Origin of the sequence: Octadecabacter algicola, assembly GCF_021532625.1 — a bacterium.
GTDB lineage: Bacteria > Pseudomonadota > Alphaproteobacteria > Rhodobacterales > Rhodobacteraceae > Octadecabacter > Octadecabacter algicola.
This window is the reverse complement of record NZ_JAKGAR010000001.1, coordinates 570,346-581,803: the sequence shown is the minus strand read 5'-3', so window position 1 is coordinate 581,803 and position 11,458 is coordinate 570,346. Positions and strand designations below refer to the sequence as shown.

The window sequence follows — 11,458 nt, the reverse complement described above, 5'->3', positions numbered from 1 at the left end:
AGATCAGGTTCCTTTGATCGATTGAGGAAGCGGATACCGTGCCAAATAGCGCGCCCGCAATATCGCGACCCAAAGCAGGATCGCTGTAAACTGGTGAACAATGGCAATGTGAACAGGTGCTGAATAAAGCGCAGTAGCGATGCCGATCACCATCTGTACCAGCAAGACGGCAAACACCATGTTCACTGCAAATCGCGTCTGATCATTGGCGGACTTGCGCCCGCGCAGCCAAACAACCACGCCAAACGCCAACAGCAGATAGCCGGACATGCGGTGGATGAACTGTACCAGCCCCGCATCCTCAAAGAAGTTGCGCCAAATCGGCGTGATCTGGAACGGCTCAGGCGGGAAGAATCCATCTCCCATCAAGGGCCAAGTCGGGAAAGCACGTCCGGCATCAATCCCGGCCACCAAAGCGCCAAGCAAAATTTGCAGGAATGCGAAATGCATCAGCCCTGTGGACATCGAAAACAGCTTGGCCTCACCGCTGCGGCGCGCCTGCATCAAGTCCGCCTCACGACGGCCAAGCAAGAACACGTACCACGCGATGAACCCTAGGATGACAAATGCCAATCCTAAGTGTGTCGCTAAACGATACGATGCAACGTCAAGCATCCCAGCCTGCAGACCAGAATGTACCATCCACCAGCCAATCGCACCTTGTAAGCCACCCAAAGCACCGATGAGAACCAAACGCCCAGTCCAACCGACCGGAATTTGACGGCGCACAAAGAACCACAGGAACCCGACGGCCCAAACCAGACCGATGACACGGCCCAGTTGACGATGCCCCCATTCCCACCAGTAAATTTCTTTGAACTCACTCAGGCTCATGCCCGCATTTTGTTCGATGTACTCAGGGATCAGCTTATAGGCCTCAAACTCGGCATCCCAAGCTTCGGCGCTCATCGGTGGCATCGCGCCACTTAGTGGCGCCCATTCGGTAATCGACAGTCCACTGTCGGTCAGCCGTGTCAGCCCCCCAACTGCGATCATCGCAACAACCATCGCAAACAGGATCATTAACCAGACACGAATACCGCCACGCGCGCCTTTGCCCTTGCCGTCGATGCCACCTGGGGCGGCAACGGGCTTTTGAACGTCGCTGACCTCTTCAAAAATACTACGCGGCTTGGTCGCCATCTTCTCACCTCAAAATATGTCTTACGCGAAACCTAGGCTGCACCTTGTCATTGGGCAACCCAACTGCAGCATTTCGCTCGCTTCATTCCAACTAAATGAAAGGTGCTTAGCACTCGGTCTTAATCAGTCTTGCCACGTAACAGCTGGCGCAAGACACCATGTAACATCTGAGCATCGGCCCGCGTTAGTGGCATCCGGCTCCAGAGGTTACGTAGATTGACCTTCATGTTTTCGGCTTTGTGGTCTGGATAAAAGAACCCTGCATCCTCAAGACGATCTTCATAGTGGCGCGCCAAAGCTTCGATATCGCGCTGATCCGCTGTCTCAATTGTTTGTCCTTGAACAACAACATCGACGATCTCTTCGCTTGCTCGGCGCCATTCGTACCCAACCAACAAGACACATTGCGCAAGGTTCAAGGACGGGAATTCGGGGTTCACAGGCACCGTGATAATCGCATTGGCATGGGCAATATCCGCGTTTTCCATGCCGGATCGTTCAGGTCCGAACATCACAGCGACTTTTTCACCACGTGCAATCCGCTCGGCAGCGTCTTTCATGGCCGCCTCTGGTGAGAACACCGGCTTTGTCAGCTCGCGGGGGCGTGCAGTTGTGGCATAAACATAAGTCCGGTCGGCAATCCCGCTCGCGACGTCTGGCGAAACTTCTGCCTCATCAAGCAACCGCCCTGCACCACTGGCCAACGCATCCGCTGCGGGGTTTGGCCAGCCATCACGCGGGGCGACGATGCGCATCCGGTCCAACCCGAAGTTCCACATCGCACGGGCTGCTGCGCCGATGTTCTCGCCCATTTGGGGGCGGATCAGGACAAAGCTTGGCTGGGGGGCGTCAGTAGGCATCAGGTTTCTCCAAATTCGTCGTCGAAGTAACGCACCCCTATTCAATGCGCAACATGACCGCTATAGCGGGCGCAACGTTTAAGGACCTATCTATGACCGACCAACCCGATCAACCGCAAATTTACCTCATTACACCGTCTGAATTCGAACTATCGACGTTTCCAGACATGCTCGCGCGGTGCCTTGACACGACGGAAATTGCTTGCGTGCGCCTTGCACTGTCAACGACGGACGAAGCCCGTATTGCCAAGGCTGCCGATGCATTGCGCGTCGTGACCCATGAACGCGATGTGGCTTTGGTCATCGATACGCATGTCTTGATGGTGGATCGTCTTGGTCTAGATGGTGTGCATCTCACGGATGGGGCGCGTTCTGTGAAAAAAGTTCGCGATGATCTTGGTGTAGATGCCATTGTCGGAAGCTTTTGTGGCAATTCGCGTCATGATGGCATGACAGCTGGTGAACTGGGCGCTGACTACATCAGCTTTGGCCCCGTTGGTGCGTCCTCGCTTGGGGATGGCCGTCAGGCCGAACTGGAGCTGTTCCAGTGGTGGTCGATGATGATCGAAGTTCCAGTCGTGGCTGAGGGCATGTTGGACGATGCGCTTATCAAAACGCTTGCGCCACATACTGACTTTTTCGGCATTGGCGACGAAATTTGGGGTTCTGATGATCCGTCTGCTGCCCTAAGCGCCTATGCCGCGGCGATGATCGGCTAAACCACCACGCACCTGTTCTTCGAGGTGCGCCGCCAGAACCTTTCGGTTCTCGAAATCGGCCACCCTGACGGGATCATGATAGACAACCGTGACAGTCCCTTGGGGAGATTGTGCTAGGGTGTGCAATAAATGCGGGCCGAAATCCATGTCACCCCACCATCCATAAAGCCGCGCATCCTCGCCCTCTGGTGATTGGTAAACCACTGTCACAGGCTGGATCGACAAGGTGTCGCGCAAGGCGTCATCATAAAACGCGGCAAACAAAGTCGGCTTAAAGGGTAAGACCTGTAACCCATCGGTGGATGTGCCCTCAGGGAAAAACAACAGCTTGTGACCGTGGCTGAGACGCGTGCGAAAGACCTCCACTTGGCTGACCGCTTGACGGCGATCCCGCGCAATAAAGACAGTGCCCGTGGCGCGTGCCAGCCAGCCAATCCCCGGCCAGCCGGCCACTTCAGCTTTGCTAACGAAATAAATGCGCTTTGCGGCGTTTAGTGCGAAAATATCCAACCATGATGAGTGATTGGCAACCACAGCACCCGCACCCGCCATTGGCGTGCCGATACGACGGTAACGGATACCCAGAAACCAGAATGCACAGCGGCAAACGAATTGCGTGATAAACGGCGTCACGGGGCGCCCTTGGCCAAACAAAGGCCGTTCAACCAAACGCACCAACAGTAACACCAAAAGCCCACCAAAGGTCAGTGTTCCAACCGCGAAGCCGCGAACCACAACTCGCGCCCAGCCTGCCAAAGTAATGGTTTCGCTCGGTGGCGTATGATCGGAGTCCCATGTCATGGACGACTCTCCTCCGAATGAACCCCATAAATCGCGCTTTGGCGCTCGTTCATTCGCGCAACATCCAACACTAAACACACATCCGTCGTGTTGAATTCGCGGTCGACAAATGCGCCATCCCCGACAAATCCGCCCAACCGAAGATAGGCTTTGATCAGGGCTGGTATCTGCTTCACGGCAGTCACGCGATCAATTTCCTTCACCAGCTGCATGCTTTGGTAAGGTGTTGCCCGCACGCGCAATTCTTCTGGTGCAAGATGATCGCGCGCCAACACGGACAAAGGTTGGGCAAGTGCCTGCAGATCTTGCCCGTGAAAACTGGCAACGCCAAACAGTACCTCGGCCCCCTTGGTTCGCACGACCTGCGCCAATCCCTGCCACAGGTGCACCATCGCGGCCCCGCCCCGATAATCGGTGTGCAAACAGGACCGACCCATTTCCAACAAGGGCCGCCCAGATGTCTTTAGCGCGGCTAAATTGTATTCGTTTTCTGAATAGAATTGCCCAGCAGCCTTCGCGGCCTCCTGATCCATAAACCGATAGACGCCAACAACCTGTTCGCCAGCAGGACGTGTTAAATCCAGCAGGATCAACTGTTCGGCGTATTCATCAAAACGGTCGCGTTCCAGCGCACCCGTATGATCCACCAAAGGTCCATCCCCGCCTAGTTCAGTCACAAAGACGTCATAGCGCAAAGCCTGCGCTGCCCGAATGTCATCGTCGGTCACTGCCAAGCGAGTCTCGAATATCGGCGTAGTTTGCCCCATGGCCTCCCAACCTCTTGTTTAGTGCCGCTTTAAATGCGGTCGTTCACGACACAAATGCAAGAAAATACAAGTTAGACGTGTATGTCAGTGGTCAAAAACAATCCGGAGTGACACAGTGGTTTCGTCAATAACCACCTTTCCAGCTTCACGGAAATTAACCGTAACTTTACCAGTTATCGACGATTGTACCTGTCCTAAACCCCAATCAGGCTCGTCTGGATGGGCCACAATCATACCTGGTTCGAAAATCGAACGTTCATTATCCAATTGGAGCCTCCCTTGCCCACTTCGAATACCACTAAACCAAAAGCCCCGAACCTAAACGCACTTGTGGGCTCTCGGATTTGTCATGACCTCATTAACCCATTGGGCGCGATCGGCAATGGGATTGAGCTGCTTGAGCTGACAGGATCGAGCACGGGGCCAGAAATGGACTTGGTGGTCGATAGCGTTGCGGGTGCGACTGCGCGGCTAAAGTTTCTTAGGCTCGCTTTTGGCGAAGCATCCGCCGATCAGGTCTGTGGCCGCGCTGAGGTTGTGTCAACGCTCGACAATGTCGCCGTTGGTGGTCGGTTAAACTATTCATGGATGGTCTTCGAAGACGTCCGTCGCCTCGACGTCCGTGTCGCTTTCCTTGCGGCGATGTGCGTCGAAACAGCGCTCCCGCTCGGCGGCGACATTAAGATCGAGAAGGACGGGTCTACGTGGACGGTATATTCGCAACATGAACGACTTAATCTCGACCCAGCCCTTTGGGTACCGCTCAGCAAAAACGCAGTGCCTGACACGCTAAGCGGTGCACAAGTACACTTTGGCTTACTGCCAGATATGACGACCGAGGCTGGACACGAACTCAAGCTCAGCCACGGCGCCGATTGGGTCAAGATTGCGTTTTAGGCGCGAACGGCGCCATCGCCAACGACCAAATACTTAAAGCTCGTAAGCTGCGCGGCCCCAACAGGCCCACGCGCATGCATCTTGCCGGTCGCGATACCAATCTCCGCGCCCATGCCGAACTCACCGCCATCGGCGAATTGAGTTGAGGCATTGTGCATCAGAATGGCCGAGTCCAATTCCGCAAAGAATTTCGATACGGCCTGCGCATCTTCTGTGATGATGCAATCGGTGTGATTGGACCCGTAAGTCTGGATGTGATTGATTGCTTCATCAATGTTATCAACGGTTTTTGCCGCGATCTTCATGTCGAGGAACTCCATACCCCAATCATCTTCGGTGGCCACAGTGTTGCCTGATAGGCCGGCTGCATGAACCTCAACACCAGCTGCCATCAGATCATCGACGATCTGTTGGCCAAGCGCCGTCGCATCACGATGCACCAGCAAACATTCGGCAGCGCCACAAATACCAGTGCGGCGCGTTTTGGCGTTCAGAACAACGGCGCGGGCTTTTTCGGCGTCCGCATCTTTGTCGATGTAGATGTGCACGATCCCTTCAAGGTGGGCGAACACAGGAACACGCGCTTCGCGTTGTACCAGACCGACAAGTCCCTTACCGCCCCGTGGAACGATCACATCAATGGTGTCCGTCATTGTGAGCATCTCACGAACCGCCGCACGGTCGCGAGTTGGCACCAATTGCACTGCGTCCTCGGGCAAACCTGCACTCCGCAGGCCCGCCTGCAATGCTGCATGGATCGCTCCTGAGCTATGGAAACTCTCTGACCCGCCGCGCAGAATAACAGCATTGCCCGCTTTGAGGCACAGCGCACCTGCGTCTGCTGTCACATTCGGGCGGCTTTCATAGATCACCCCGATCACCCCCAATGGAGTGCGAACACGTTGAATGTTCAAGCCGGTTGGCTGTGTCCATTCTTCAGTCACGGCACCAACTGGATCGTCCTGTGCTGCCACGCTGCGCAATCCGTCAACCATGCCTTGAATGCGGTCTTCATCCAGCATCAAGCGGTCCAACATTGCAGCACTAAGCCCCTTATCACGGCCAAACGTCATATCTTTTTCGTTCGCGGCGATAATATCAGCCCGGGCCGCCCAAACGGCATCTGCCGCCGCATTCAATGCTGCAGTTTTGGCGTCAGACGGGGCGCTGGCCAGCACTCGGGCAGCTGCTTTTGCACGCGCACCAATGTCCGCCATGAGTTCGGGAATGTTGTCGAGGTCTTTCATCAGATCACCATATCGTCGCGATGGATAAATACACTGCGGCCTTCGTAACCTAAAACCGCAGCAATGTCTTGGCTTCGCAATCCTTTGATCGCTTGCGCCTCAGCGCCGGAGTAGCGGGACAAGCCAAGCCCCAATCGTTCGCCCGCCGCCGAAAGGATTTCAACAGGATCACCGCGATTGCAGGTTCCCTTTACGGCTGTAATCCCAATTGGTAGCAAAGACTTGCCTGACTTCAGCGCGGCTTCGGCGCCGGCATCAATCGTAACCTGCATCTGCGGTTTCATTGCTGCAATCCAACCCTTACGCGCCGCCTTAGGGTTAGTTTGCGCCGTGAACCACGTTGCTCTTGCACCATTTTCAAGCAGTTTCAATGGGTTGTTTGGTGTACCTAAGGTGATCGCCATCGCGCATCCTGCATCAGTGGCAAGGCGCGCCGCCATAATCTTGGTTTTCATCCCGCCCTTTGACAAGCCAGACCCAGCATCCCCTGCCTGGGATTCAATCTCAGGCGTAATTTCTGTAACAACGTCATAATGTTGTGCGCCGGCGTTAAGATGTGGATTATCGTCATAAAGCCCGTCAACATCCGACAACAGAACCAAACAATCTGCCCCGGCCGTGACAGCGACCTGCGCCGCCAAACGGTCGTTGTCGCCATAACGGATTTCATCCGTCGCAACGGTGTCGTTCTCATTCACAATTGGTGTCACGCCTAGTGACAATAGCGTCTCCATCGTAGCGCGACTGTTAAGATAACGCCGACGATCCTCTGAGTCTTCAAGCGTGACAAGAACCTGAGCCGTTGTGATCCCATGTGGTGCCAAAGCTTCTTCGTAAGCGCGTGCAAGGCGAATTTGGCCAACCGCTGCCGCTGCTTGGCTTTGTTCAAGCGCCAGTTCCGTCATTGGAAGACCCAAGACACCGCGCCCAAGCGCGATCGAACCGGAAGACACCAGTATTACATCTGTACCACGTGCGCGGATCGTCGCGACGTCTTGTGCAAGTGCGTGTAGCCAATCCGTGCGCAACCCTTGATCCTGATCGACAAGCAGCGCTGACCCAATCTTAACGACCAGCCGTTTCGCAGTGCTTAGGGCTTCCACGGTTCTTGCTCCTCGGGGGTCTTCTGGCGTAGCTTGTCTGCTTCGATCTCGACCTTAAGCGCGCGTAGCACATCAACAGTGCCCTCACCGGTTGCGCCCGCCATTAACATAACATCAACGCCGGTTCCGGCCTTAATCTCATCGACAATGAACTGGCGCTCTTCGGCATCCAAGGTGTCGACCTTGTTCAAAACCGTCACACGCGGCTTATCTGCAAGATGGCCGCCGTAATTCTCAAGCTCACTAATAATGGTTTTGTAATCGCCAACCGGATCGCCAGACGTGCCATCAATCAGGTGTAGCAACACAGAACAGCGTTCCACATGACCAAGGAACAGATCGCCCAACCCTTTGCCCTCGGATGCGCCCTCAATCAGGCCCGGAATATCGGCAACCACAAACTCAGAGCCGTCAACGCCGACAACACCAAGGTTCGGGACCAAAGTCGTAAACGGATAATCCGCAATTTTCGGACGGGCATTGGATGTCGCGGCCAAGAATGTGGACTTACCAGCGTTTGGCAATCCCAAAAGCCCCGCATCCGCGATCAGTTTTAGACGCATCCAGATCGTGCGATCGATGCCGTCTTGGCCCGGGTTGGCGCGCCGCGGTGCTTGGTTGGTGGCAGATTTAAAGTGCAGATTGCCCCAACCACCATTGCCGCCCTTGGCGATAACGACCCGTTGGCCTGTGGTGGCCATATCGACGATGACGGTTTCTTGGTCTTCGTCCAAAATTTCGGTCCCAGTTGGAACCTTCAGCAAGATATCATCACCATCCGCACCTGTGCGCTGCTGGCCTTTGCCCGCCTCACCGTTCTTTGCGAAAAAGTGTTGCTGATAGCGAAAATCGATCAACGTGTTGAGGTTGTCGACGGCCTCAACGATGACATCACCGCCTTTGCCTCCGTCACCGCCGTTCGGGCCGCCGTATTCGATGTATTTTTCCCGCCGAAACGAGATACACCCGCCTCCACCGCTGCCGGACCGAATGTAGACTTTGCAAAGGTCGAGGAAATTCATCGGGATCGCTTTCTAACTGTTTAGTAAGGCCGATACGCGAAAGCCGCGCTTGCCTCAACCATTTGCCGCCCTTAAGCGGCAGTCATCTTTCGGACATATGTCCATGTGGGGATTACGGCATTGCGGGAAACGCAGAACGTCTCTGCATCACCGAGGTAGGAGAACCCAGCATTGCTCAACACACGGGCCGATGTCGGGTTATCCTGAAACACCTCTGCATAGACGTCTTTGGACCCTTGTGGGTTTGCCGCCAAAATGGCCTCCACCGCTGCCGTAGCGATCCCACCATTCCAGAATGCTGGGGCCACCCAATACCGAATTTCGCATTGGTCACGGTCCAAACGCAGGAGCTTAATCACACCCATTACTTCGGCGTGGCCATTTACAGATCCGTCGATCGCCCAAATATCTTCCGTTCGGGTTGGGTTTTGGGCCCGATCCAACATGTTCGCAATGTAGTTGGGCGGCAAGGGATGCGGGATGACACGAGTCATTGTGGCGACCCGCTCATCCCCGAGATATCGTTCCAAAAGGCCACCGTCCGACACTGCCAATGGGCGCAATACAAAGCGCTCCGCCTCAATCACGGTTTGGTCTGGGGTCTGGGCCAACTCAACATTGCTGTTCATGATGTGCCTCCTGCAAATAGTGCATAGATCACGGACGCTACGGTCAGAGCAGCAAGCGTCCACATTAAATATTTCTCCGCCGGTTTTCCGGCCAAAGCAGTTGCAACCCTTTGTCCCGCGTAGGTCCAAATGGGGTGCAACACGATTTGCAGTCCCAACAAACAGATGGCGATGGTTGCTGTGGCTTGCAAGGGCGGTGTTCCAGTGCTCACGAAGGTTGTGAACCCCGTTGTGATCATGGCCCATGCTTTGGGATTAAGCGGATGCACGATCAGCCCGGCAAAGAAACCAGGAGGTGTACCCATGGCCTCACCGACTTTGAGCCGCAGACCTGCAACGCGGTACGCTAAATACAAGATGTAGGCGACGGAAATCCATTTTAGAACTTCAAAAACAAATCGATAGTCGTCCTGTACTGCCATAAGACCCAGTCCCAGCGGCCAGATAATCAACTGTTTTCCGAAGGCGACACCAGCCACGAACGGCAGCGCACGGCGCAGCCCGAACCGGGCCCCCGTGGCCAGCAAAACCATGTTCGCAGGACCCGGCGTGCCGACCTGTGATGCGCCAAAAGCAAGAAATGGCAGAACTGCAACGCTCATGACTTTGCCTCCCACGCGGCGCGGGTAAGGACCATTTTCTGGTTATCCAGAGCCGCATCTCGTGCGGGACAGTAGTGGCGATCGACCTCAGTGTCTTTAAACCCGAGCGACACCAGAACAGCCCTTGATCGTGTATTATCGACGAAATGGCCGCTTTCCAGATCCTTATCGGACAGCTCGAAATGGGCGTCCACCAATACCGAGGCCGCCTCTTTCATATAGCCACGCCCCCATCTGTCCTGCGCTAAATAGTAGCCCAGCTCACTGCGCAAAGAGATCACCCCACATATGCCAGCCTCGTCTACAATCGCATAGACGTCTTCTTCGTGGTCAAGCGCGATGTACGCCTCAGCATCCGCCAAAGTATAAGGAAACGGCGGGTTCGTAAGCCATTTCGCCACCTCGACATCTTGCAAGATGGCCGTGATGGCGTGCGCATCAGCCATAATGGGCCGACGCAATGTAAGACGTTCTGTCGTAATCATGCGATCCTCCCTGACCGAATGAACAAAATAAAAGGGGCCGGTTTACACCGACCCCTTCAAATTCTTAAAAACCTAAGGTTCGGTTACTCAGCGGCCTCCGCCACCGGGAGAACCGAAATAAAGGTGCGGCCTTTGAAGCCTTTGCGGAAGGACACTGCGCCTTCAGTGACAGCGAAGATCGTGTGATCCTTTCCTTCACCAACGCCCTCACCCGGCCACCACTTGTTGCCACGCTGGCGTGCAATGATGTTACCTGGGATGACAGCTTCGCCGCCGTACTTCTTGATACCAAGGCGGCGACCAGCTGAGTCGCGACCGTTACGGGATGAACCGCCTGCTTTTTTATGTGCCATTAGGTCTCTCCTTACGCTTTCGCGAATTCAGCGGCTTGCTTGAGCCACTCGTCGCGGTCAATGCGACCTTTGAAATTCAGTTTCTCGTCCATAGCAGCGATGTCCTCTGGGGTCCATGCTGCGATTTGGGCGAATGTTGTCACGCCGAGGTCGTGCAGTTTGCCAACGATAACCGGACCAACACCGCTGATGCGTGTCAGGTCGTCTGCGCCATCAGCAGCTTTCGCGGCTTTCTTTGGTGCGGCTTTCTTTTCGGCAGCTGGCTTCGCTTCCTTCTTAGGAGCCGCAGCTTTCTTTGGCGCAGCAGCTTTTGCAGCTTTCTTCGGTGCGGACGCACGTTCAGCAGCAGCGGCGGCTTTGTCAGAAGATGGCATGCCAGGGTTTGCAGCGCGTTCGATCATGGATGCGGACATAAAGCCGGAACCATTCAGAGCAGCTTTAACACCAGATTTGCCTGCACCTTTTTCAAGGATGTCAGTGATGCGAACCAGTGTCAGTTGCTGACGGTGGCCTTTGGTACGCTTGGAGGAGTGCTTACGACGACGCTTAACGAAGTTAATTGTCTTGTCGCCTTTGATCTGGTCGATCACTTCGGCTTGCACGCCTGCGTCTTCAACAAGTGGTGCACCCACTGTGTTTCCAACCATCAGAATTTCGTTGAATTGAACTGTGTCGCCAGCTTCAGCAGCAACTTTTTCGACTCGCAGTACATCGCCAGATTCGACTCGGTACTGTTTGCCACCGGTTTTGAGAACCGCAAACATATCGTTTTCCTTTTCAATCGCGTCTCTGGGGCCCCTTATTTCAAAGGCGTTCAGCGCATATGCGGC

Annotated in this window: 15 protein-coding genes; 2 read left to right on the top strand and 13 right to left on the bottom strand. The window is 55.0% G+C overall.

Annotation, left to right across the window (positions count from 1 at the left end):
• Positions 1–3: 3 nt before the first annotated feature.
• Together ctaA and L0666_RS02805 are read right to left on the bottom strand one after the other, a co-directional pair.
• Positions 4–1,143 (bottom strand): heme A synthase, encoded by a 1,140-nt coding sequence (ctaA, locus tag L0666_RS02810; protein WP_235258236.1) that lies wholly within the window; start codon positions 1,141–1,143, stop codon positions 4–6.
• A 119-nt stretch (positions 1,144–1,262) separates the two neighbouring features.
• Complete coding sequence (locus L0666_RS02805; protein WP_235258234.1) at positions 1,263–2,003, bottom strand: RNA methyltransferase; 741 nt, start codon at positions 2,001–2,003, stop codon at positions 1,263–1,265.
• Between the two features lie 92 nt (positions 2,004–2,095).
• Here L0666_RS02805 and L0666_RS02800 point away from each other — a divergent pair, with 92 nt between their 5' ends.
• Complete coding sequence (locus tag L0666_RS02800) at positions 2,096–2,722, top strand: thiamine phosphate synthase (protein ID WP_235258232.1); 627 nt, start codon at positions 2,096–2,098, stop codon at positions 2,720–2,722.
• Here the strand turns inward: L0666_RS02800 and olsA are convergent.
• From olsA to L0666_RS02785, 3 genes are all read right to left on the bottom strand, one after another.
• On the bottom strand, positions 2,690–3,523 hold the full coding sequence (olsA, locus tag L0666_RS02795) for a lyso-ornithine lipid O-acyltransferase (protein ID WP_235258229.1): 834 nt from the start codon (positions 3,521–3,523) through the stop codon (positions 2,690–2,692). The genes L0666_RS02800 and olsA overlap by 33 nt on opposite strands.
• A complete protein-coding gene (gene olsB / locus L0666_RS02790) occupies positions 3,520–4,290 on the bottom strand; it encodes an L-ornithine N(alpha)-acyltransferase (protein ID WP_235258228.1) in 771 nt (256 codons plus the stop codon). Before olsB ends, olsA begins: the two co-directional genes overlap by 4 nt.
• An 84-nt stretch (positions 4,291–4,374) precedes the next feature.
• The gene (locus tag L0666_RS02785; protein WP_418887976.1) at positions 4,375–4,524 is read right to left on the bottom strand and encodes a DUF3553 domain-containing protein; all 150 of its coding nucleotides are present in this window, start codon (positions 4,522–4,524) and stop codon (positions 4,375–4,377) included.
• A 45-nt stretch (positions 4,525–4,569) separates the two neighbouring features.
• Between L0666_RS02785 and L0666_RS02780 the strand changes: the two genes are divergently transcribed.
• Entirely contained in the window at positions 4,570–5,187 is a 618-nt protein-coding gene (locus L0666_RS02780; protein WP_235258224.1) for a histidine phosphotransferase family protein, read from the top strand.
• Here L0666_RS02780 and L0666_RS02775 read toward each other — a convergent pair.
• From L0666_RS02775 to rplU, 8 genes are all read right to left on the bottom strand, one after another.
• Complete coding sequence (locus L0666_RS02775) at positions 5,184–6,434, bottom strand: glutamate-5-semialdehyde dehydrogenase (protein WP_235258214.1); 1,251 nt, start codon at positions 6,432–6,434, stop codon at positions 5,184–5,186. The genes L0666_RS02780 and L0666_RS02775 overlap by 4 nt on opposite strands.
• Positions 6,434–7,537, bottom strand: a complete 1,104-nt coding sequence (proB, locus tag L0666_RS02770; RefSeq protein WP_235258207.1) for a glutamate 5-kinase — start codon at positions 7,535–7,537, stop codon at positions 6,434–6,436. Before proB ends, L0666_RS02775 begins: the two co-directional genes overlap by 1 nt.
• On the bottom strand, positions 7,525–8,559 hold the full coding sequence (gene obgE, locus L0666_RS02765; protein ID WP_235258199.1) for a GTPase ObgE: 1,035 nt from the start codon (positions 8,557–8,559) through the stop codon (positions 7,525–7,527). Before obgE ends, proB begins: the two co-directional genes overlap by 13 nt.
• A gap of 71 nt (positions 8,560–8,630) precedes the next feature.
• The gene (locus L0666_RS02760) at positions 8,631–9,188 is read right to left on the bottom strand and encodes a GNAT family N-acetyltransferase (RefSeq protein ID WP_235258197.1); all 558 of its coding nucleotides are present in this window, start codon (positions 9,186–9,188) and stop codon (positions 8,631–8,633) included.
• Positions 9,185–9,790 (bottom strand): LysE family translocator, encoded by a 606-nt coding sequence (locus L0666_RS02755; RefSeq protein ID WP_235258195.1) that lies wholly within the window; start codon positions 9,788–9,790, stop codon positions 9,185–9,187. Before L0666_RS02755 ends, L0666_RS02760 begins: the two co-directional genes overlap by 4 nt.
• Positions 9,787–10,275: a GNAT family N-acetyltransferase gene (locus tag L0666_RS02750; protein WP_235258193.1), complete on the bottom strand. Its 489-nt coding sequence runs from the start codon at positions 10,273–10,275 to the stop codon at positions 9,787–9,789. Before L0666_RS02750 ends, L0666_RS02755 begins: the two co-directional genes overlap by 4 nt.
• An 83-nt stretch (positions 10,276–10,358) precedes the next feature.
• The gene (rpmA, locus tag L0666_RS02745; protein WP_216036907.1) at positions 10,359–10,628 is read right to left on the bottom strand and encodes a 50S ribosomal protein L27; all 270 of its coding nucleotides are present in this window, start codon (positions 10,626–10,628) and stop codon (positions 10,359–10,361) included.
• Positions 10,629–10,639: 11 nt separating this feature from the next.
• Positions 10,640–11,392 (bottom strand): 50S ribosomal protein L21, encoded by a 753-nt coding sequence (rplU, locus tag L0666_RS02740; protein ID WP_235258191.1) that lies wholly within the window; start codon positions 11,390–11,392, stop codon positions 10,640–10,642.
• Between the last annotated feature and the right edge of the window lie 66 nt (positions 11,393–11,458).

Bases quoted from the DNA above. Each gene is read 5' to 3' on its own strand.
- rpmA (WP_216036907.1), bottom strand. From the start codon at position 10,628: ATGGCACATAAAAAAGCAGGCGGTTCATCCCGTAACGGTCGCGACTCA.
- obgE (WP_235258199.1), bottom strand. From the start codon at position 8,559: ATGAATTTCCTCGACCTTTGCAAAGTCTACATTCGGTCCGGCAGCGGT.
- L0666_RS02785 (WP_418887976.1), bottom strand. From the start codon at position 4,524: ATGATTGTGGCCCATCCAGACGAGCCTGATTGGGGTTTAGGACAGGTA.
- olsB (WP_235258228.1), bottom strand. From the start codon at position 4,290: ATGGGGCAAACTACGCCGATATTCGAGACTCGCTTGGCAGTGACCGAC.
- ctaA (WP_235258236.1), bottom strand. From the start codon at position 1,143: ATGGCGACCAAGCCGCGTAGTATTTTTGAAGAGGTCAGCGACGTTCAA.
- L0666_RS02775 (WP_235258214.1), bottom strand. From the start codon at position 6,434: ATGAAAGACCTCGACAACATTCCCGAACTCATGGCGGACATTGGTGCG.
- L0666_RS02750 (WP_235258193.1), bottom strand. From the start codon at position 10,275: ATGATTACGACAGAACGTCTTACATTGCGTCGGCCCATTATGGCTGAT.
- L0666_RS02805 (WP_235258234.1), bottom strand. From the start codon at position 2,003: ATGCCTACTGACGCCCCCCAGCCAAGCTTTGTCCTGATCCGCCCCCAA.
- L0666_RS02800 (WP_235258232.1), top strand. From the start codon at position 2,096: ATGACCGACCAACCCGATCAACCGCAAATTTACCTCATTACACCGTCT.
- L0666_RS02760 (WP_235258197.1), bottom strand. From the start codon at position 9,188: ATGAACAGCAATGTTGAGTTGGCCCAGACCCCAGACCAAACCGTGATT.
- olsA (WP_235258229.1), bottom strand. From the start codon at position 3,523: ATGACATGGGACTCCGATCATACGCCACCGAGCGAAACCATTACTTTG.
- L0666_RS02755 (WP_235258195.1), bottom strand. From the start codon at position 9,790: ATGAGCGTTGCAGTTCTGCCATTTCTTGCTTTTGGCGCATCACAGGTC.
- rplU (WP_235258191.1), bottom strand. From the start codon at position 11,392: ATGTTTGCGGTTCTCAAAACCGGTGGCAAACAGTACCGAGTCGAATCT.